16 protein-coding genes and 4 pseudogenes are annotated in these 19,963 nt (G+C 68.8%); 12 read left to right on the top strand and 8 right to left on the bottom strand.

Annotated features, from left to right (window positions below; all coding sequences use genetic code 11):
* The first annotated feature begins 98 nt into the window (after nt 1-98).
* The 5 genes and pseudogenes from glgX (at nt 99) to KIV56_RS03345 (ending at nt 7,668) form a co-directional block, all read left to right on the top strand.
* The gene (glgX, locus tag KIV56_RS03365) at nt 99-2,309 is read left to right on the top strand and encodes a glycogen debranching protein GlgX (RefSeq protein WP_281535149.1); all 2,211 of its coding nucleotides are present in this window, start codon (nt 99-101) and stop codon (nt 2,307-2,309) included.
* Nucleotides 2,306-4,700, top strand: a pseudogene (treY, locus tag KIV56_RS03360) (malto-oligosyltrehalose synthase). Before glgX ends, treY begins: the two are co-directional and overlap by 4 nt.
* Nucleotides 4,697-6,509 (top strand): annotated as a pseudogene (treZ, locus tag KIV56_RS03355) (malto-oligosyltrehalose trehalohydrolase). The pseudogenes treY and treZ overlap by 4 nt, the downstream one beginning before the upstream one ends.
* On the top strand, nt 6,506-7,021 hold the full coding sequence (locus KIV56_RS03350; RefSeq protein WP_281535148.1) for a hypothetical protein: 516 nt from the start codon (nt 6,506-6,508) through the stop codon (nt 7,019-7,021). Before treZ ends, KIV56_RS03350 begins: the two are co-directional and overlap by 4 nt.
* A 110-nt stretch (nt 7,022-7,131) precedes the next feature.
* A complete protein-coding gene (locus tag KIV56_RS03345) occupies nt 7,132-7,668 on the top strand; it encodes a hypothetical protein (RefSeq protein ID WP_281535147.1) in 537 nt (178 codons plus the stop codon).
* Between the two features lie 27 nt (nt 7,669-7,695).
* On the opposite strand, the gene KIV56_RS03340 is transcribed toward KIV56_RS03345, so the two are convergent.
* Both KIV56_RS03340 and KIV56_RS03335 read right to left on the bottom strand, forming a co-directional pair.
* Entirely contained in the window at nt 7,696-9,078 is a 1,383-nt protein-coding gene (locus KIV56_RS03340) for a DUF2252 domain-containing protein (protein WP_281535146.1), read from the bottom strand.
* Between the two features lie 42 nt (nt 9,079-9,120).
* Nucleotides 9,121-9,912, bottom strand: coding sequence for an oxygenase MpaB family protein (locus tag KIV56_RS03335; protein WP_281535145.1), 792 nt, complete (start codon nt 9,910-9,912; stop codon nt 9,121-9,123).
* A gap of 144 nt (nt 9,913-10,056) precedes the next feature.
* On the opposite strand from KIV56_RS03335, the gene KIV56_RS03330 reads away from it, so the two are divergent.
* Nucleotides 10,057-10,620, top strand: a complete 564-nt coding sequence (locus KIV56_RS03330; RefSeq protein ID WP_134532076.1) for a YceI family protein — start codon at nt 10,057-10,059, stop codon at nt 10,618-10,620.
* A gap of 55 nt (nt 10,621-10,675) precedes the next feature.
* Here KIV56_RS03330 and KIV56_RS03325 read toward each other — a convergent pair whose 3' ends face one another.
* From KIV56_RS03325 to sepH, 5 genes and pseudogenes are all read right to left on the bottom strand, one after another.
* Nucleotides 10,676-11,560 (bottom strand): FUSC family protein, encoded by an 885-nt coding sequence (locus KIV56_RS03325; protein ID WP_281535144.1) that lies wholly within the window; start codon nt 11,558-11,560, stop codon nt 10,676-10,678.
* Nucleotides 11,561-11,719: 159 nt separating this feature from the next.
* Nucleotides 11,720-12,229, bottom strand: coding sequence for a DNA glycosylase AlkZ-like family protein (locus tag KIV56_RS20170; protein WP_432432628.1), 510 nt, complete (start codon nt 12,227-12,229; stop codon nt 11,720-11,722).
* A pseudogene (locus tag KIV56_RS20165) lies at nt 12,222-12,776 on the bottom strand (DNA glycosylase AlkZ-like family protein); the annotation flags it as partial. The gene KIV56_RS20170 and the pseudogene KIV56_RS20165, both read right to left, overlap by 8 nt.
* A gap of 161 nt (nt 12,777-12,937) precedes the next feature.
* Nucleotides 12,938-13,240 (bottom strand): hypothetical protein, encoded by a 303-nt coding sequence (locus tag KIV56_RS03315; RefSeq protein WP_281535142.1) that lies wholly within the window; start codon nt 13,238-13,240, stop codon nt 12,938-12,940.
* 170 nt (nt 13,241-13,410) lie between these two features.
* Nucleotides 13,411-14,526 (bottom strand): septation protein SepH, encoded by a 1,116-nt coding sequence (sepH, locus tag KIV56_RS03310; RefSeq protein ID WP_281535141.1) that lies wholly within the window; start codon nt 14,524-14,526, stop codon nt 13,411-13,413.
* A gap of 195 nt (nt 14,527-14,721) precedes the next feature.
* On the opposite strand from sepH, the gene KIV56_RS03305 reads away from it, so the two are divergent.
* Nucleotides 14,722-15,015 carry a DUF4193 domain-containing protein gene (locus tag KIV56_RS03305; protein ID WP_134447980.1) on the top strand — a complete coding sequence of 98 codons (294 nt, stop codon included), beginning with the start codon at nt 14,722-14,724 and terminating at the stop codon, nt 15,013-15,015.
* Between the two features lie 9 nt (nt 15,016-15,024).
* On the opposite strand, the gene KIV56_RS03300 is transcribed toward KIV56_RS03305, so the two are convergent.
* Nucleotides 15,025-15,480: a DUF3093 domain-containing protein gene (locus tag KIV56_RS03300; protein WP_281535140.1), complete on the bottom strand. Its 456-nt coding sequence runs from the start codon at nt 15,478-15,480 to the stop codon at nt 15,025-15,027.
* Between the two features lie 38 nt (nt 15,481-15,518).
* Here KIV56_RS03300 and dut point away from each other — a divergent pair, with 38 nt between their 5' ends.
* The 5 genes and pseudogenes from dut (at nt 15,519) to KIV56_RS03275 (ending at nt 19,836) form a co-directional block, all read left to right on the top strand.
* The gene (dut, locus tag KIV56_RS03295; RefSeq protein WP_281535139.1) at nt 15,519-16,007 is read left to right on the top strand and encodes a dUTP diphosphatase; all 489 of its coding nucleotides are present in this window, start codon (nt 15,519-15,521) and stop codon (nt 16,005-16,007) included.
* Nucleotides 16,004-16,633, top strand: a complete 630-nt coding sequence (locus KIV56_RS03290; protein WP_281535138.1) for a DUF3710 domain-containing protein — start codon at nt 16,004-16,006, stop codon at nt 16,631-16,633. The genes dut and KIV56_RS03290 overlap by 4 nt, the downstream gene beginning before the upstream one ends.
* Before the next feature lie 27 nt (nt 16,634-16,660).
* Entirely contained in the window at nt 16,661-17,419 is a 759-nt protein-coding gene (locus tag KIV56_RS03285) for a DUF3159 domain-containing protein (RefSeq protein WP_281535137.1), read from the top strand.
* A 37-nt stretch (nt 17,420-17,456) separates the two neighbouring features.
* A pseudogene (locus tag KIV56_RS03280) lies at nt 17,457-17,999 on the top strand (ATPase); the annotation flags it as partial.
* Between the two features lie 250 nt (nt 18,000-18,249).
* Nucleotides 18,250-19,836, top strand: coding sequence for an HAD-IC family P-type ATPase (locus KIV56_RS03275; protein ID WP_281535136.1), 1,587 nt, complete (start codon nt 18,250-18,252; stop codon nt 19,834-19,836).
* Nucleotides 19,837-19,963 lie beyond the last annotated feature (127 nt).

Here is a 19,963-nt window from a genome sequence, read left to right as displayed (position 1 = left end):
TCTTCCAGCCAGGGAGGTTCGTGACGCGGTAGCGTACAAGGGGTGTCGCCCGCCCGATGGGGTGAGCGCATCCACCGAAATACAGCATAAGGAGTCCCTTGGAAACCTGGCCAGGCACCGCGTACCCCCTCGGAGCGACGTTCGACGGAACCGGAACGAATTTCGCGATCTACAGCGAAGCGGCTGAACGCGTCGAACTGTGTCTCTTCGACGATGACGGCACCGAGACCCGGGTGGAGGTCATCGAGTCGAGTGCGTTCATCTGGCACTGCTACCTGCCGCTCGTCCAGCCGGGGCAACGCTACGGCTACCGGGTGCACGGGGACTCCAACCCCGCAGCGGGTCACCGGCTGAACGAGAACAAGCTCCTGCTCGATCCGTACGCGAAGGCCACCTCCGGGACGATCGACTGGGACCCGTCCCTGTTCTCCTACAACTTCGGCGATCCCGATTCCCGGAACGACGACGACTCGGCACCGCACATGATGCTCGGCGTCGTGGTCAACCCGTTCTTCGACTGGCTCGGCGACCGACCGCCCCGCACTCCGTACAGCGAATCCTTCATCTACGAGGCCCACGTGAAGGGCCTGACCGAGCTCATGGAGCTCGTCCCCGAGTCCCAGCGCGGCACGTACGCCGGGGTTGCGCACCCCGCGGTCATCGACCACCTGCAGAAACTCGGAGTCACCGCCATCGAGCTGATGCCGGTTCACCAGTTCGTCAACGACGGCACGCTCGAGGAGAAGGGCCTCCGCAACTACTGGGGTTACAACACCATCGGCTTCTTCGCCCCGCACAACGCGTACTCCTCGACGGGCGATCGCGGCCAGCAGGTGCAGGAGTTCAAAGGCATGGTGCGCAGCCTGCACGACGCCGGCATCGAGGTCATCCTCGACGTCGTCTACAACCACACCGCAGAGGGCAACCACCTCGGCCCGACCATCTCGTTCAAGGGCATCGACAACGAGGCCTATTACCGGTTGATGGACGACGACAAGCGGTACTACATGGATTACACGGGGACAGGGAACACCCTCAACGTGCGCCACCCCCACGTCCTCCAGCTGATCATGGACTCGCTGCGGTACTGGGCCATCGAGATGCACGTTGACGGCTTCCGGTTCGACCTCGCCTCGGCCCTCGCCCGGGACCTCTACGACGTCGACAAGCTCTCGACCTTCTTCGAACTCGTCCAGCAGGATCCGATCGTGTCCCAGGTGAAGCTCATCGCCGAGCCGTGGGACGTCGGCCCTGGCGGCTACCAGGTCGGGAACTTCCCCGCCCAATGGACGGAGTGGAACGGGAAGTACCGGGACACCGTCCGCGACTTCTGGCGCGGCGAGCCATCGACGCTCGGCGAGTTCGCCTCGCGGATCACCGGCTCCGCCGATCTCTACGAGCACTCCGGCCGACGCCCGGTGGCCTCGATCAACTTCGTCACGGCCCACGACGGCTTCACGCTCTCCGACCTCGTCTCCTACAACGAGAAACACAACGACGCGAACGGCGAGGGCAACAACGACGGCGAGTCCCACAACCGGTCCTGGAACTCCGGTGCGGAGGGTCCGACGGACGACGCTGCCGTCCTCGCCCTGCGCGCCAGGCAGCACCGCAACTTCCTGACCACCCTGCTCCTGTCCCAGGGCGTGCCGATGCTCCTGCACGGCGACGAACTCGGCCGCACCCAGCAGGGCAACAACAACACCTACGCCCAGGACTCTGAACTCAGCTGGATCCACTGGGACACGGCAGACCAGCCGCTCATCGAATTCACCGCGGCGATCTCCCGGCTGCGCAAGGACCACCCGACCTTCCGCCGCAGCCGATTCTTCGACGGGCACCCCAATGCCCTCGCCGCCGACGGCGATACCCTGAGCGACATCGTCTGGCTGAACAGTGACGGCCAGGAAATGCGCACGGAGGACTGGGACGAGGGCCGGGCAGGCACGGTCGCCATGTACCTCAACGGAGACGGCATCCGCGAACGCGATTCCCGGGGCCAGCCCGTCGTCGACGTCAACTTCCTTGTGTGCTTCAACACGGATGCCGAGGACGTCGAATTCAGGCTGCCCCCGGCGATCTACGCGCCGCAGTGGGAAATCGTGGTCGACACCGCCGGAGAAGGCGCCGACGCGATCCCGCGCCCGGCCGGCGCGATCCAGACCGTCAAGTCCCGGTCCGTCGTCGTGCTGCGCGCATACGAGGCGCCGGAGGTCATCCCAGACCATTCCGTCGCCGCGTCCCTCGCCGGCCTCGCCGGAACGCCTACGGCGCTCGCGCTCAACCCGGACCACCCGGTCGAACCATGAGGATCCCGCATTCGACCTACCGCCTGCAGATCACGGCCGCTTTCGACCTTGCCGCCGCGGAAGGGGTCCTCGACTACGTCGTCGGCCTCGGCGCGGACTGGATCTACCTCTCGCCGCTCCTCACCTCCGCCGACGGCTCAGACCACGGCTACGACGTCGTCGACCACGCGGCCATCGACCCCGCCAGGGGCGGGCCCGAAGGGCTCCGCCGGCTCGCGGCAGCGGTGGCGGATGCCGGGCGCGGCATCCTCGTCGACATCGTGCCCAACCACATGGGCGTCGACGACCCGCACCGCAACGCGTGGTGGTGGGACCTGCTCCGCTTCGGTCAGGACTCCCGCTACGCGGACGCGTTCGACGTCGACTGGGCAGCGGGCGACGGGAAGATCCTGCTGCCGGCCCTCGGCGACGACACGCCGGGAGAGGGCAGCGAACTCGACCGGCTCGAGATCGTCGGCGACGAGCTGCACTACTACGACCACCGGTTCCCGATCCTCCCCGGCACGGCAGACGACGGGGCCGATGGCCGTACGGTGCACTCGCGGCAGCACTACACGCTGGTCAACTGGCGCCGCGCAGACCACGAGCTCAACTACCGTCGCTTCTTCGCCGTGAACAGCCTCGCCGGCATCCGCGTCGAGGTCCCCTGGGTCTTCGAGGAGTCGCACCGCGAGATCGTTCGCTGGGTCAGGGACGACCTCGTCCAGGGCATCCGCGTCGACCACCCCGACGGCCTGGCCGACCCGGGCGGCTACCTCGACCGGCTGCGCCTGGCGACCGACGGAACGTACGTGCTCGTCGAGAAGATCCTCGAGGGCGACGAGACCCTTCCCACGAGCTGGTCGACGAGGGGCACGACGGGCTACGACGCCCTCGCAGACGTCGACCGGATCTTCGTCGACCCGGCGGGCCGGCCGGCCCTCGACGCGCTCGAGAAACGCTTGCAGGACGACTCCCCGGCTCCGGGACAGGGCGGACGCCCGCAGACCTGGGCCGAGCTCGTCTCCGAGCGGAAGCGCGGCATCGCCGACGGCATCTTGAACTCGGAGGTGCGCCGGATCGCCCGCCTCGTCCCCGAGATTCCCGGGCCGGAGGCCATCGACGGCCTTGCAGAACTGCTGACCGCCATGCCGGTGTATCGCTCGTACCTTCCGCTCGGCTTCGAGCCTGCTCGACAAGGCCGCACGGCGCGCATCCGCCCGCAGGCCCGACCTCGCCGGAACGATCGGCAGGCTCCTGACCGTACTGGCCGACCCGCGGAATTCCGCCGCCGTCCGCTTCCAGCAGACCTCCGGCATGGTGATGGCCAAGGGCGTCGAGGACACCGCGTACTACCGTTACAGCCGGCTCACCTCGCTCAACGAGGTCGGAGCAGACCCTTCGGAGTTCTCGATCGATGCTGAGACCTTCCACGCGCGCCAGCAGGCCAGGGCGGCGACCTATCCGGACTCGATGACGACGCTCTCCACCCACGACACGAAACGGGGAGAGGACGTCCGCGCCCGCATCACCGTCATCGCCGAGATCCCCGCGGAGTGGGAGGCGACCCTGGACACACTGCGCACGAACGTGCCACTCGGCGACGGCCCGCTCGAGAACCTGCTCTGGCAGGCGGTCGTGGGGTCCTGGCCCGCCAGCCGCGAACGCCTCGGCGCATACGCGCTCAAGGCCGCCCGCGAGTCCGGAACGTCGACGACCTGGAACGCGCCCGACGCCGTCTTCGAGGCGAAGCTCGACCACCTCATCGACGCGGCCTTCGACGACCCCGCTGTCACGGCCGCCCTCACGGACTTCGTCGAACGGGTGCGGAAGGCCGGCTGGAGCAACTCCCTCTCGGCCAAACTCGTGCAGCTCACCATGCCGGGCGCACCGGACGTCTACCAGGGCAGCGAACTCTGGGAGACGTCCCTGGTCGACCCGGACAACCGGCGCCCCGTCGACTATGCCGTGCGTCGCGGCATCCTCGCCCGCATCGACGACGGATGGCTGCCGCCCGTCGACGAGAGCGGCGCCGCGAAGTTGCTCGTCACGAGTCGGGCCCTGCGCCAGCGCCGGGACGCCCCCGAACGGTTCTTCCGCCATGCGCCCGTTCCGGCATTCGGCGCCGCCGCAGAACACCTGCTCGCCTTCGACCGCGGCGACGCCGTCACGGTCGCCACCCGGCTTCCGCTCGGCCTCGCAGCGGCGGGAGGCTGGCGGGACACCACGATCGTTCTCGCCGCCATCCCGGTGACCGATGTCCTCACCGGGCAGCGGTTCTCCGGCGGCACCCTCCTCGTGAGTGACCTGCTGCGCCGCTACCCGGTGGCCCTCCTCGTCCCGGATCAGGGCCAGGGAATCGAATCACCGATCGTCACGGGTCCGATCGTCACGGGGAAGGCCGACCGATGAGCTCAGCAGAGCCCACTCACGACGCCGGGGACGTCGAGGTCTGGGCGCCGAACGCCCAGGCGGTCGACCTGTTCCTGCGCTCCACCGTCGCCGGCTCCACCGGGGAACCGGTCATCCGGCCCATGGACCGGGCGGACGGCGGCTGGTGGCGCCTGCGCGCGCCCGACGCCGGGGCGGAGCCTCGCGACTACGGATTCGTGATCGACGGCGCCGGCCCGTTCCCCGATCCGCGCTCCCGCCGCCAGCCCGACGGCGTGCACGCCCTGTCCCGCAGCTTCGACCCTGGCGCGCACGCCTGGCAGGACTCGCGGTGGACCGGTCGCCAGCTCGCGGGCGGCACGATCTACGAGCCTGCATCTCGGAACCTTCACCCCGGAGGGCACCCTCGACGCCGCGGCGGCCCGCCTCGGCCATCTGGTGTCCCTCGGGGTCGACTTCGTCGAGCTCCTGCCGGTCAACGCCTTCAACGGAACCCACAACTGGGGTTACGACGGCGTGCTCTGGTACGCCGTGCACGAGGGCTATGGCGGGCCCGCCGCCTACCAGCGCTTCGTCGATGCCTGCCACCAGGCCGGCATCGGAGTGATCCAGGACGTCGTCTACAACCATCTCGGACCGAGCGGAAACTACCTGCCCGAGTTCGGACCGTATCTCAGTGAGGCGGCCGGGAACACCTGGGGTTCCTCGCTGAACCTCGACGGACCGGACTCCGATCCGGTCAGGCGACACATCATCGACAACGCCCTGATGTGGCTCGACGAGTACCACGTCGACGGGCTGCGCCTCGACGCCGTGCACGCCCTCCGCGACGACCGGGCCACCCACCTGCTCGAGGAAATGGCCGGGGAGGTCGCCGCGCTCAGCGCATTCTCCGGTCGTCCGCTGACCCTGATCGCCGAGTCCGACCTCAACGATCCTCGCCTGATCACGCCGGCGGAGGCGGGCGGCTACGGCCTCGACGCGCAGTGGAGCGACGACTTCCACCATGCCGTGCACGTCGCCCTGACCGGGGAGACGACCGGCTACTACGCCGACTTCGCCCCGCTCGGGGCCCTCGCCAAGGTGCTCACGCACGGCTACTTCCACGACGGCACGTTCTCGAGCTTCCGCGGCCGCAGCCACGGCCGTCCGATCGACAGGCAGCGGATGCCGGCCTGGCGTCTCGTCGTCGGCAGCCAGAATCACGATCAGATCGGAAACCGCGCCATCGGCGACCGCCTGACCGGCACGCTCGACGCGGGCCAGCTCGCCATCGCCGCGACCCTGACCCTCCTCGGGCCCTTCACCCCGATGTTGTTCATGGGAGAGGAATGGGGCGCGACCACGCCCTGGCAGTTCTTCACCTCGCACCCGGAACCGGAACTCGGAGCGGCGACCGCGACCGGGCGGATCAGCGAGTTCGCCCGGATGGGCTGGGATCCCGCACTCGTGCCCGACCCGCAGGACCCGGAGACGTTCACGAGGTCCCGGCTGGACTGGGACGAGGCGGAGCGGCCTGGGCCCGCGCGAATGCTCGGCCTCTATCGACGGCTCGCAGAACTGCGCCGCGACGTGCCGTCCTTCACCGAACCGCGCCTCGACCGGGTCGGCGTCGACTTCGACGCAGCAGGGTCCTGGCTGCGCCTCGTCCGTGGTTCCACGGAGATCGTGGTGAACCTTGCAGCGGATGCCCGGCGCATGCCGGTCGGGACCGGCGCCGTGCTGCTCGACTTCGGGACCGACGGGCCTGCGCTCCTCTCCCGCGAGGACGACGGGTCCGTCCTGCTGGCGCCGCACTCCGTCCTCGTCCTCGCCGAGGCGTCCTCGTGAGCAGTGCTGGCCGCTTCCTGTCCGAGGAGACCGGAACGGCCCTGGCCGCACTCGCGGCCCTTGACGTCGCAGCGGACCCGCTCGACCGCGTGCGCGGCATCCGGCGGCTGCTGCTCGCTCTCGATGCCGACCCGGCGACCCTCGCAGCGGTGCGGGACGCCCTCGCCGCCGGTACGGGCTGGGAGGCCATCGCGGAGGCTGCCGGGCTGAAGCCACCGGCGGCCAGATGGCGCTGGAGCGGGTCGGACTCCGAGATCGCAGCCCGCCTCGAGGCCGGCCGGAAGCGATCGGCCCGTCCGAGTTCCGTGCCGACCGAACTGCCCGGATACTCGGTCGCCGAGGCGGCGACGAGACTCGGTCTCACCGTCCAGGCCGTCTACCTCCGGGTGAGCCGGGGTAAACTGGCCAGCCAGACCATCGAGCTGCCGGACGGCCGCTCGTACAAAAGGGTCTTCCTCGATGCAGCGGACGAGGTGCCTGGCCCGCAGGACGCGTCCGGCCAGGCCGACTGAGCCGGATCGGGCGGCTGCCCGCAGCTTCAGACCCACACGGCGCTTCAGAAAAACACAGACGCGCCGAAACCACACACGTGCCGAAACCACAGGGATGACGGAGTACCACCATGACTGACTTTCCGACAGAGAACTTCAACCGCACCACACCGTACAACACGGGGGACAACACGGCCGTGACCCCGGTCGTCGGGACGGAGACCGGGTCCCGGGCCATCTCGGCCCCGCCGGAGAAGCAGCCGCGGCCCGCCCCCGCCGTTTCGGCAAGCGGCAGCGGCGCGTCCCGCACGGCGCTCGTCGTGCTGACCGCCATCGGGATGCTCGGACTCGCGTTCGTCGTGATGATCCTCGTCGGCGTCTCGAGCGAGAGCATCAACGCCCTCGCCGTCTTCGCGACCCCGATCGCGTCGATGGTCGCGGCGTACTACGGAATCACCCTGAGCATCCAGCAGGTCAAGAACGAGCGCGCCGAGAAGGAAACCGCGATCAAGCGGGCCGACGTCGCGGATGCTTCAAGCCGGGAGACCGAGGTCTGGGCGGCCCAGATGGAATCGGGACTCCGCGTGGCGATGGCCAAGCTCACCGCCGCACACATCGGCACCGACGAGGTCACCAAGGCAGCGGGCACGCCGGACGGCTTCTTCTAGGCTGCACTGTCTTCCAGGCCCGGTCTTCTAGGCGCTGAGGAGGCGCCCCGACCTGATCGCTGCGACGAAACCGGAATAGTCCCTCGTCGCCTGCTCGGCGTATGCGACCGCGAAGTCGGCCAACGCCCGGTCGGCCTTGCCGCTCAGGCCCAGGTATGCGGCGATGGGCACCGGGTCGCCCGAGCGTGCGTGGGCCCGGGCGAGCGTCGTTCCGGTCAGCCGGGCATAGGCGAGGAGCCCGGCCGCGGTGAACGTCGCAGGGTCCGGCGACCACTTCATGTCCCGCAGCTGACGCCCGTAGTACTGCCCGCCGAGCGGGGTCGTCGCCCAGCCGAGGAACACGTCTCCGGAGGCCTGCATCAGCCGCTGGCCCTCGACGACGCGCTGGCCGGCGTGGGAGGGCCCACCGGGCGACCCAGGCTCGGAGTCGCTCCGATCGATCACGGACCGCTGGGCCTCCTTGAGCTGGAGCACGAGCACATCGTCAGGTCCGATCCCTTCGAGGAGGGCGACCCAGGAATACAGGCCGACGCTGCCGACCCCGACGACCTTGTGGGCGAAGTCGATGATGTGGAATCGGTCGAGCAGGCGCCTGCGACTGTCGTTGAGCGACTCGCGATAGGCGGCGAAGGTCGTCTCGACGATCTCGGCCGTCGAGCCGGCGAGCGGGATCCTCGTCAGCAGGGGTGGCTGGTCGAGGAACTGCCGGTGCCCGTCCACCACGCGGGTGAGCTTGCGGACGACGGACCACGTGTCGCGGGTCTCCGCCTTGGCGACGCTGTCCCTGACCGCCCGGCGACCGGTCTTGCCCGTCGACGCGGAGATGATGGCCTCCACGTGGCTCGACTCCATCCGGTCGTACCAGACCCGCATGATGGGCATGCTCGCATAGTCCTCGATCGTGCTGCGATAGCTGCGCGCGGCCTCGAGGGCAGCCGCCCTGCCGACGTCGGCCGGCAGTCCGGCATCCGCCGCCGCGAGGACGAACGAGGTTGCCAGGCGCTTCACGTCCCACTCGAAGGGTCCGCGCCAGGTCTCGTCGAAATCGTTGACGTCGAAGACGACACGGCGGTCCTCGCTCGCGAACAGACCGAAGTTGGACAGGTGCGCGTCGCCGCACAGCTGGGTTTCGAGGCCGGTGTCTGGCAGTGCGGCGAGGTCCCGCGCCATCACGAGGGCGGTTCCCCGAAAGAACGTGAACGGCGAAACGCCCATCCGCGCGTGGCGCAGCGGGATCAGGGACGGGTCCCTCGTCTCAGCCTGGCCCAGCAGCAGGCCGACCGGATCCGCGCGATCGGCCGGGGCCTCCCAGGCGGCGAGCGACGAGCGCGGCAGCCGCCGCCGCGCGGCACGGCCGAGCTCTTCGTGCTGCACTGTGGTGGGGCGAACGGTGTCCGTCATGCTGTCCATGGCGAGAGTGTATCGCTCGGCACGGGGGACGCGGGGTCCGGTTCAGCGAACGCGAACCGGGACAGACGACCCGCCGGGGGAGCCGAGGTAGTGGTCGCGCGGCCAGTGCCGGACGCGCCGGGGGAGCAGCGGGTAGAGCCGGGTCGTGAGGCGCAGCATCCGGTCGAAGCGACGCTGCCGGCGGGGGGACCAGGACAGCCCGAACAGGTCGCGCACGGCGGGAGGAAGCAGGCCAACGGTGACCAGCCGGGCCAGGGGCATCACCAGGCGCAGCAGGAACGGCCCACCGTTGGGGTACAGGAGCCGCCTCGCGACCTCCCGCGTGGTCTCGTCCGTCCGGAGTCCCTCGATCCTCCGCTGCCAGTACACCGCGAAGGCCGCCCGATCGCGCGGCCACAGCGCTTCCGGGACCTGGAGCGCCGTGCCGAGCACCGCGTACTCCCGGTACAGGGACTCGGCGGTGGTCTCGTCGAAGGCACCGAACACCTGCTCGTACATGCCGATCGCCGAGTCGTAGAGCGTCGCAGCGACCCAGAGCTGCAGCTCGGGCGTGAAGGCGTTGTATGCGGGCGCTCCGCCCGCCGCCGCGCCGACGACGGGAACGTGGGCTCGGTTCACCCTCCGGACCGCGGTCCTTGCCTGATCGGGAGTGCCGCAGGTCACGGCATAGGCGTAGCTCAGGGTGCCGGCCAGCCGGTCGAGGGGCCGGTTCTCGAAATCGCTGTGGTGGGCGACGCCGTGCCCGATCGCCGGATCCGCGAGCTGGAGCAGGATGGAGCGGCCGCCCGCGAGCAGCATGACGGCCTCGCCCGCGATGTCCCGAAGCTGCAGCATGACCGGCTTCCCCTGTGAAGGCCGAGTGTAGTCCGGCGAAAGTATTTCGGAAGTTTCTCCCCGATCCGGAATAAACCCGCTCTCTATGCGCTTGCATGTATCCGAGGGCGGCGATCCATCCGTCACGCAGACTTGAGGAGCATCATGACCGAAACCACCGCGACGACCATCCCGGGCTACAAGGCCGGAACCTGGACCATCGACCCGACCCACTCCGAGGTCGGCTTCAGCATCCGCCACATCATGATCAGCAAGGTCAAGGGCACGTTCGACAGCTTCGCAGCGACCTTCGTCACCGGCGAGAACCCCCTCGACTCCGTCGTCACCGCCTCGGCAGACGTCGCTTCGATCAACACCAACGAAGCCAACCGCGACGGCCACCTCCGTACCGGCGATTTCTTCGAGGCCGAGACCTACCCGACGATCGACTTCGTCTCCACCGGTGTTCGTGAAGTCAAGGGCGAGTTCCTCGTCGACGGCAACCTCACGATCAAGGGCGTCACCAAGCCCGTCACCTTCGACTTCGAGTTCGGCGGCTTCGGCACCGACCCGTACGGCAACTACAAGGCCGGTGCAACGGCCAAGGCCGAGATCACCCGCGCCGACTTCGGCCTCAACTACAACGCGGCACTTGAGACCGGCGGCTTCCTCCTCGGTGACAAGGTCACCATCACGATCGAACTGCAGGCCGTCCTCAACCAGGCGTAGTCTTCCCGGTTCGTGAAAAGGGGTCCCACTTCGGTGGGGCCCCTTTTTTGAGCCGCTACTCGCCCTTGATCTCTTCGCGAACCCTGCGTAGGTCCTCCATGAGCGAACCGATCAGGATCCAGTGCTGCGGATGCGGCGTCATGATCAGGAGCGGTTCGGTGAGGGCCGGCGGTTCCACCGCGACGGGCAGATGATCCCGGTCGGGATAGTCGGCCTCTGCGGCGAGGAGCCGGAGGTCGTGCGCTGATCGGCTGAGCTCGACGGTGATCGCCAGCACGGTCGGCTCGAGGTGCAGGGAATGGTCGTAGTGGTCCCTGAGCGACCTGGTCATGCCGATCGTACGGGTCACGAGAGAGGTCAGCCGGTTGTAGAACTCCTCATCGACGTCGAGCAGGCGTCGATTCGTCGTATGGCGCGGATTCAGAGTCAGGCTCTCCTCCGCGGACTTGAGCGCCTTCTCCGCCTTGTTCAGCATCGGCCGCAGCAGCCGTGCCTTGATCATCATTTCCTCGATCTGGGTCTGCGTCTGCGGGAAGCGCAGCGCGTCGACGATGCGGTCCAGGGTGTCTGCGACCTCCCGGGCGAGGCGGATGACCGTGTCGTGCGCGGGCGCGAGCAACACCGGCGGCACGATGAGCGCGTTGACGAAAAGTGCTGCCGCAGCGCCGATCATCGTCTCGATGATGCGGTCCCTGGCGTATTCCGGTGTCGTCGCCCCAATGGAGAGCACCATCATGGCGCTGATCGGAATCTGGCTCGCCGAGCTCGGGGCCAGGCGGAGCGCCCAGGCGAGCAGGATGCAGAACACGATCGCGAGCAGCACGATCCAACTCGACTTGCCGAACGCGACGCCGACTCCGTAGGCGACGAGCACCCCGCCGACGACGCCGAGGCTACGCTCGATCGCCCGGCCGAGGGTCTGGTTGATGTTCGGCTGCACAACGAGAAGCGCTGCGATCGCCGCGAAGATCGGGAGGCTCCCGTGTGCAGGAGGCCCTGGGACAGCACCCAGCCGAGCATGACGGCGAGTGAGGTCTTCACAGCCTGGAGCAACGGAATCCGGCTCGAGGATCGAACGCGGGCCGATATTCTCACCCGTTCAGGATATCGTGCCCGCTTCGACGGACGGAGCAAGGGAGGGTCTTATCGTCGCGGGAATCCCGGTGAAGCGTGAATAGTCCCGGATCGCCCGGCCGAAGCCGGTCGATCGCCGTGCGGTGAGGGTCCCGAACGGCGCTGCTTCGACCGCGACGGTCGTTCCGTTCGCCCTCGTGTGCGTCGTTTCCTTCCGCCAGGTGCCGATCACGCGCCCGTCCGCGACGATGAGCGGCAGGAAGATCCCGTTGAGACCGGGGACGACCCGCGGGAAATCGGCGTCGTCCACGACGTACGACCTGTCGCGGTAGCCGAGCAGGTACTCGTCGAAGCCGGGCAGCGCCAGCACGGGGGTGCGCTGTGCCGGCCGTGAGCCGAGGGTGCCGCGTTCCAGCGCCGCGGGCAGGAGCAGGGTCTCGCCGTCCACCTCGAGTTCCTCCAGCCGGTCGCCGGCCTCCGCGAGGGCAACGCGGGCGTCCGTGACCGGGAGCCTGCGACCACGAGGCGAAGTCACGCAGGGAGGCGGGCCCGTGGCCGTCGAGGTAGCGCACCAGGAATTCCGCGAGGCCCTCTGCACGGTCCAGGCGGCGCTGCTCGGGTGCCCACTCGTCGAGCAGGGCAAGGGCAGGCTGGCCGTCCTGGTGGGGACCCCACACCACGAGCCCCGCGAGCGCGAGGGACACGATCAGGTGATAGCCGCGCTGTCCGTCCGGGTCGATTCCGGCCGACCGCAGCCCGGCGAGGAACGGGTTACGGCTGAGGTGTCTGCCGCCGGAGAGGAGGCCGGCGGCCACCTCCGCGGCGGCGGCGATGATGGTGTCGTCGAGCCCGAGCTGTCGCTGCCGCGTGGCCATCGAGGCGACCACCCTCGTGGCGGTGAGGTCCAGCATCCACCGGACGTCGGTCGCGGGGACCAGGTGCAGGGTGCCACGCATCGGATACGAGCGCACGATCGACCCGGCGTCAAGGGCGGCTGTGACGTCTGCGGCGACGGTGCCGGGGGAGCGCACCCCGAGCGCCCAGGTGGCCGCGGGGAGATCCTGGGCCTGGACCGCGAGCATCCGCTCGACCACGGCGAGTGGGCCGGTGAGCGCAGTGCTTTCTGGGGCGGGCGCGGAGAGTCCGTGGCTCACCAGGCGGAGGCGGAGGACGTCGGAACGGGAGGCGTGCGGGGGCATGCGGCCAGTATGACGCGGAGCGGGGACACTCTCGAAGCCGCTGGTCAGTCGAAGGTGCGGAGCAACACCCAGTCGTCGTCCTCAGCCGCGTGCTGCACGTCGAAGACGTGCGTCTCGCCGTCCTCCGATGTCGCCTGGAACCGCCAGCCGGCGATGCAGAGTGGCGGATGCCCGACACCGAAGGTGTGCGGAGCGAAGGGGCGCCACCAGTCCGCCGTGCCGACGAGGGCGGTCGGCGTGTCCGTCACCCGGAACCGTCGCGAGCGCCACACGATCCGGCTGGGCTCTCCCGTGCTGTCCGTCAGGACCGTGACGGGCTCAGGGCGTTGCCCGTCGATCGGCACCATACCTCACCTCGCCTCGTTTTCTCGAACGTATGTTCGAGAAAACTATAACAAGCGGGTCGGCAGAATACTAGACGGGCTCCACGGCGGGCTCCCCACAGACCGCGCGCACCATTTTCGCCGTTTCGCGCCAGGCATGCCTGGCGCGAAACGGCGAAACGGGCGCGTTCCGCTCAGGCGAGGTCGTCGTCGGTGCGGGCGCCGAAGACGATCTCGTCCCAGCTCGGCATCGAGGCGCGCCCGCGCTTGCCCAGGTTGCCGGTGTTGCGCGGCTGCCCGGTGGCCGCCTGGGAGGCCCAGGCGTTGCGGGTCGGGTCCGTACGCGGGGCCTCGACCGGGGTGTCGGCGACGGATGCCTGGGCAGGGTCGTCGATGAGCCGCGGGCCGCCGGGTGCCGGCGTTTCGGTTCGGGGATCCGGGGTCTGCGCACTCGAGCCGAGGATCGCGGCTTCACGTTCGCCGCGACGGCGACGCAGGGACTCGAGCAGGTCGGCGGTCTCGCTGAGGCTCTTGGGCGGTTCTGCGGCCCGCTTGATCGCGGCCTTGGAGACCGCCTCCGTGGTCCCGGCGGACCGGGAATAGGGAATCGGATCCAGCTGCGGCGCGGTGTCGTTCATGAGCTCGTCCGGAAGCGATTCCTTGAACGTGAACGCGCCGCTGTCGAAGCGGGACACGTCGGCGGGGCTCGTCTCCGCGCCGACCGCCCGGAGACGGGGGATGAGGGCGCCCTTGAGCTCGCCTTGCTGGGACAGGGCGATGGCCTCGTTGCCGAGCGGGGAGAGAGCGTTCTTCTTCGGTTCGAAGGACCAACGCGCGTCGTGGTCGATGTCGTCGGCCGTGAACGCGAGCTTGACGATCCAGCCGGCGCCGGGTTCCTTCCAGCTGGCCCAACGCTCATCCGTCGCGCCGAGGGACGCGAGACGCTCGCGGATCACGCCGCCGAAGGTCGCGGAACCCTCACCTGGATCGGGTTCGATCGCGGTGTGCACGGGCACGCCGAGGGCGCACGAAACGATGTACTCGCGTTCGGCCACGACGGGCCCCTCGAAACGGCGCACGAAGTCGATCGGGGCACCCGTCACCGCTGCGACATCTTCCGCAGACATGCCCGCACGGATGTGCGCCTGCACGTCCCGCGGGGACAGCTTCGTTTTCGGGGTGTGTTCTATCTGGGTTTGGCGAAGCCGGGACTGGAGAACCTCGTCGATGGGGATCCGAAAACGGTCACCATCCTCGCTCGCTGCCAGCAGCGCGCCGTTCTCTACTCCGATTACCTTCAAATCCTGCATGGCGAAAGCCCTCTCGCGATCACTGATTCGCCAACACTGTCATGAAACGCCCCTCATTCCGGGGAATACGCCGGGCGTGCCGTAAGTTGACCACTCAGCCGAAGTTAATCAGCGGCGAGAGTTTGCTATTCCTTCGGGATTGTTGCAAACTGTGCCCGCTGATTTTGTTAATCGGCATTAAATGAATGGATGGGCATGGCAACCGATTACGACGCACCCCGAAAGTCCGAAGACGACTCTGAGTCGATTGAGGCCCTCAAGGAGCGCGTACCGGACAAGATGTCTGGCGTCGTGGATGTAGACGACTCAGACAACCCCGGTGGGTTCGATTTACCCGGTGCCGATCTGTCCGACCTCGACCTCGATGTCGTCGTCCTGCCCCCGCAGGCCGATGAATTCACCTGCGTAGAGTGCTTCCTCGTGAAACACCGCTCGCAGATGTCGCACGAGACCAAGCTCGGTCCGGTCTGCCTGGAGTGCGACTCCTAAAAGCGCGTTTTAGTTACTTGATGCCGGCCGTCGTGATCCATTGATCGCGGCGGCCAACGTCGTTGGGTGGCGTGTCGAAACGAGCCAGTACGGCGCCGGATCCTGGGGATCCTCGATCGGTACCCGCACGACGGGACGGATCCAGCCCCTGATCAACAGCCAGGCCCGCGCATCGAGCCTGCGCCCGCGCTCGAGGGTCGCTTCTGCGGCCTCGAAGGGAACGGCCTCCCCGATCAACTCCGTACCTATCCGCGCGCGACCCGCGGTGAACACGCCGTCCTTGACGGAGACGACCGGGGCTGTCAGCAGCAGGGTGAGCACGGCGGCACCGTAGAGCACGACGGCGATGATGATTCCCCAGACCATCGAGATCGGTGCGAAAACGAGGATGCTCGCAGGCATCAGCAGTGCGCTCGCGAGGAATGGGGCTGGTGAGGCCCAGAGTTTTTCACGATATTCAGGCATGGCTCTATTCGATCAGACTTCTGCACTACCCTCGACACGTGGCAGAAAGCGTCGAAGTGTTGATAACCGCATCCATCGTTCCGCGGTACGCGCATCCGGGCGACGCCGGAGCAGATCTGCACTCGGCCGAAGAGCTTGTTCTTGCTCCCGGTGAGCGCGCCCTGGTCGGGACCGGCGTGTCGATCGCCCTTCCCGACGGGTATGCGGCGTTCGTCGTGCCGCGCAGCGGCCTGGCTGCCAAGCACGGCATCACGATCGTGAACTCGCCGGGTACCGTGGACGCCGGCTACCGCGGCGAAATCAAGGTCTCGCTGCTCAACACCGACCAGACCGAATCTTTCGCGATCGCCGTGGGCGATCGCATTGCCCAGATCATCGTCACCCCGGTTTCCCGGGCCGCCTTCATACCCGTCGACCGGCTGCCGGACAGCCAGCGCGGCGAGGGCGGTTTCGGATCGACGGGCGTGCGTGAAACGGGAACCGGCCGGCAGACCGCCGGCTCACCAATGTCAGGAGACACCCCGTGACCGACGTCGCGAATGCGGACCAATTCCCGGAACCACTGCCCAAGTCGGCGCCAGAGGATCGGGAGACCGAGGGACCCCTCGACGAGAGCGAGGCGAACCCGGTACGACCGTACGTCGACCTCGGCGGCGTCAAGGTGCTGCCGCGTGAGGGCCTGCACCTGCGCCTCGAGATCGAAGAAGGCAGCAAGCGGGTCGTGGCCATCGGCCTGGACTACGCCGGCTCCACGCTGCAGGTCCAGCCGTTCGCCGCGCCCCGGTCCAGTGGTCTGTGGCACGAGATCCGCGACCAGATCGCGGACCAGATCAGCAAGCAGGGCGGTACGACGACCCTGCGCGAAGGCCCGTTCGGACCGGAGCTCGTCGCGGAGATCCCCGTCGCGACCGGCCAGGAGGCCTCCGAAACCAGCAGGCTGGCCCGCTTCATCGGTGTCGACGGGCCCCGCTGGTTCCTCCGCGGCGTGATCGCGGGCGAAGGCGCCATCAACCCGGACGCCGCCGCCCAGATCGAGGACCTCTTCCGCAGCATCGTCGTCGTGCGCGGGTCTGCACCGATGCCGCCGCGCGACCTGATTCCGCTGCGGATGCCGGTCACGCCCGCCGGCCCCGCAGAACCCTCCGACGCCTGACCCGACCGCCAGGAAGATCGCCCCGACATGACGGACACCCCAGCCTCCCGCGACGAGCCCGAGACCCCCGACCCGGCGGAGCCGACCCCGAAGGGCGTGTTCGCCGACAGCATGGCCGCTGCGGCCCGACGTGCCGGCTTCTCGCCGGCGGCGGAGGGCGAGCCGATCAGCGGCCACGCGCTGCTCGCAGCGATGGGCGGCATCCGCGGCCTGGTCGAGGCCGTGTTGCCCGGACTCGTCTTCCTCGTGACGTACACCCTGACCCGCGACCTCATTCCCTCCCTCGTCGCCCCGATCGTGATCGGCGTCGTGATGGCCGGGCTGCGCGTCGCGGCCAGGCAGACGGTGACCCAAGCCGTCGGCGGCCTCGTCGGCATCGGCATCAGCGCCGTGCTCGCCCTGCTCTCCGGAAAGGCAGAGGACTTCTACCTCTCCGGGTTCTGGATCAACGGCGTGTACGGGGGAGCCCTCGTGATCTCGATCATCGTGGGGTGGCCGCTCATCGGCCTCGCCGTCGGCTTCCTGGTCGGCGACGGCGTGAACTGGCGGTCCGACCCGTCCAAGCGCCGGGTGCTCTCCCTGCTGACCGGCCTGTGGGCCGGGCTGTTCCTCCTGCGCCTCGCCGTGGAACTCCCGCTCTATTACGCGGGCAACGTCGCCTGGCTCGGCGCGACCAAGCTCCTGATGGGTATTCCGTTGTACGCGCCGCTCCTCATCGTGTCGTGGCTCATGGTGCGTTCGGTCTACCGGCCGAGCACGCCGTCCGTCGGTGAAGCCGAGCTCTGACCCGTGTCTGCCGCAGCGTCGTGACCGGCTCCGAGCAATGAGCGAAACACTGCCGCACGACGGGCTGAGCAGCGCAGAGGTCGCCGAGCGCCTTGCCGACGGCAGGGGCAACGATGCCGGCCAGCCCACCTCGCGCACCGTCGCCGACATCCTGCGCGAGAACGTCTTCACCCTGTTCAACGCGATCCTCACGGTCTGCTTCATCGCGGTCGCCGTGCTCGGCGACTACCGGGACGGCCTGTTCTACATCATCGTCGTCGCCAACGCGCTGATCGGGATCGTGCAGGAAGTGCGGGCCAAGATCGTGCTCGACCGCCTCGCGCTCCTGGCGATCCCCGAAGTCGCGGTCAGGCGTGACGGCCTGGCGCACATCGTCCCGCTCGGACTCGTCGTCCAGGACGACGTGATCATCCTTCGGCCGGGCGACCAGGTCCCCGCGGACGCCGTGGTGCTCCAGGGCGACGACCTCGTCGCTGACGAATCCCTGCTGACCGGGGAGTCGGATCCCGTCGTCAAGGTCGTCGGGGACGAGCTCCTGTCCGGCTCGTACGTCTCGGGCGGCTCCGGGTACGCACGGCTGACGCACGTCGGCGCCGCGTCGTACGCGAACCGGCTCACCGCCGAGATCCGGCGGCACTCCCTCGTACACTCCGAGCCTGCGGGCGGCGACCAACCGCATCCTCGTCGTGCTGTCCTGGCTGCTCGGCCCCGTGATCCTGCTCACACTGATCGGCCGGATCGCGGCATACGGCGGTCTGGACTCCCTCTTCACCGGGATGGACGGGCCGTGGCGGAGTGCCCTGCGGGACTCGGTCGCCGGCGTCGTCGGCATGATCCCCGAAGGGCTCGTCCTGCTGATCAGCCTGGCCTTCGGCCTCGCAGCGGTTCAGCTGGCCCGGCACAAGGTCCTCATCGAGGAGCTCGCCGCCGTCGAGGTGCTCGCGCGGGTGGACGTGCTCTGCCTCGACAAGACCGGCACCCTGACGAGCGGCAGGCTCGAGTTCGACCGGCTCGTCGTGCAGTCCGCTGTCCACGAAGCGGATGCGCGGCTCGTGCTCGGCGTCTTCGGCACGGATGACGCCGCCAACCTCACCGCGCGGGCGCTCGGCTCGCACTTCGACCCGGGCCCGGCCATCGTGAGCGCCCGGCTTCCGTTCAGCTCGGCCCGCAAGTTCAGCGGCCTGACCCTCGCCGGCCCCGGTGCCGCCGCATCCTGGCTGCTCGGCGCTCCCGAGCGGCTGCTCGCGGCGCATCCCGAATCGCTCGCCGCGGCATCCGTCATCGCCGCAGAGGGGCACCGCACCCTCGCACTCGTGCGCCTGGCCGGCACGGCGGCCCTGGACGGCGCGGTGGACCCCGAGGAATGCGCCCTCGACCCGGTCTGCCTCGTCGTGTTCCGGGAATCCGTGCGACCCCACGCGGCGGAGACCCTGCGGTACTTCGCGGCGCAGGGGGTGCGCGTGATCGTGATGAGCGGGGACAACCCCGTGACGGTCGCGGCGATCGCACGCCAGCTCGGTGTCGGCGGTGCGACCGTCAACGCGGCGGAACTCGCCGACGATGAGGCCCTCGCGGCGGCGCTGACGACCGCGAGCCTGTTCGGACGCGTGAGCCCGGAACAGAAACGGACGGCCGTCGCCCTGTTGCAGGGAGAGGGGCGCACGGTCGCCATGACCGGAGACGGCGTCAACGACGCGATGGCGATCAAGGACGCCGATCTCGGCATCGCGATGGGCTCCGCGACGCCGGCGACGAAGGCCGCGTCGCGCCTCGTCCTGCTCGACAATCGTTTCGACCGCCTGCCCGAGGTGCTCGGCCTCGGTCGCCGGGTCATCGCCAACGTCGAACGTGTGGCCAACCTGTTCCTCTCCAAGACCGTCTACGGCATCCTGATCGCGCTCACGACGTCGCTGCTCGCCCTGCCGTTCCCTTTCCTGCCGCGGCAGCTGACCCTCGTCTCCGGCCTCGCGATCGGCATCCCCGCGTTCGTCCTCGCGCTCGCCCCGAACCGGCGGATCTACACCCCGGGGGTCCTGCGCCGCATCGTCCGCTATGCCGTGCCGACCGGGGCCATCGCCGCGGCGACGGCCCTCGTGACCTTCGTCGCCCTGCACGACAGGATCCCACTCGCGGAGGCCAGGAGCGTCACCACCGTTTCCCTCTTCGTCGTGTCGCTCTGGATCCTGTGTGTGCTCGCCCGGCCGCTCACCGGGCCCCGCCTGGCGCTCGTCGCGGGGATGGCGACCGCCATGCTGCTCGCGTGCACGATCCCCTTCTCCCGGGCGTTCTTCGTCATCGACGTGCGCCTCGACCTCCCGTTGCTCGTCGGGATCGGCGTCGGGGCGCTCGGAGCGGCGGGAATCGAGCTCATGTACCGGTACGCGCGGCGCACCGGCCTCGTTTTCGACCGCGAATAGGGCAGGACCGGAGAGGACCTCGCTGGCGCGCCCTGCTAGAGTTATCTCTACGTCAAGATAGTTTGACGGCGACATCGTTCGGTAGCGCCGCCGGTTAGGTAACCCTTGCTGGCCTTGTGCTGGTCCG

Origin of the sequence: Cryobacterium breve (assembly GCF_027594785.1) — a bacterium.
GTDB lineage: Bacteria > Actinomycetota > Actinomycetes > Actinomycetales > Microbacteriaceae > Cryobacterium > Cryobacterium breve_A.
This window is presented reverse-complemented; position numbering and strand designations above follow the sequence as displayed.

Excerpts from the sequence above, each read along its gene's own strand:
- KIV56_RS03345 (WP_281535147.1), top strand. The coding sequence starts at position 7,132 with ATGACTGACTTTCCGACAGAGAACTTCAACCGCACCACACCGTACAAC.
- KIV56_RS03340 (WP_281535146.1), bottom strand. The coding sequence starts at position 9,078 with ATGGACAGCATGACGGACACCGTTCGCCCCACCACAGTGCAGCACGAA.
- KIV56_RS03335 (WP_281535145.1), bottom strand. The coding sequence starts at position 9,912 with ATGCTGCAGCTTCGGGACATCGCGGGCGAGGCCGTCATGCTGCTCGCG.
- KIV56_RS03330 (WP_134532076.1), top strand. The coding sequence starts at position 10,057 with ATGACCGAAACCACCGCGACGACCATCCCGGGCTACAAGGCCGGAACC.
- KIV56_RS03315 (WP_281535142.1), bottom strand. The coding sequence starts at position 13,240 with ATGGTGCCGATCGACGGGCAACGCCCTGAGCCCGTCACGGTCCTGACG.
- sepH (WP_281535141.1), bottom strand. The coding sequence starts at position 14,526 with ATGCAGGATTTGAAGGTAATCGGAGTAGAGAACGGCGCGCTGCTGGCA.
- KIV56_RS03305 (WP_134447980.1), top strand. The coding sequence starts at position 14,722 with ATGGCAACCGATTACGACGCACCCCGAAAGTCCGAAGACGACTCTGAG.
- KIV56_RS03300 (WP_281535140.1), bottom strand. The coding sequence starts at position 15,480 with ATGCCTGAATATCGTGAAAAACTCTGGGCCTCACCAGCCCCATTCCTC.
- KIV56_RS03285 (WP_281535137.1), top strand. The coding sequence starts at position 16,661 with ATGACGGACACCCCAGCCTCCCGCGACGAGCCCGAGACCCCCGACCCG.
- KIV56_RS03275 (WP_281535136.1), top strand. The coding sequence starts at position 18,250 with ATGATCCCCGAAGGGCTCGTCCTGCTGATCAGCCTGGCCTTCGGCCTC.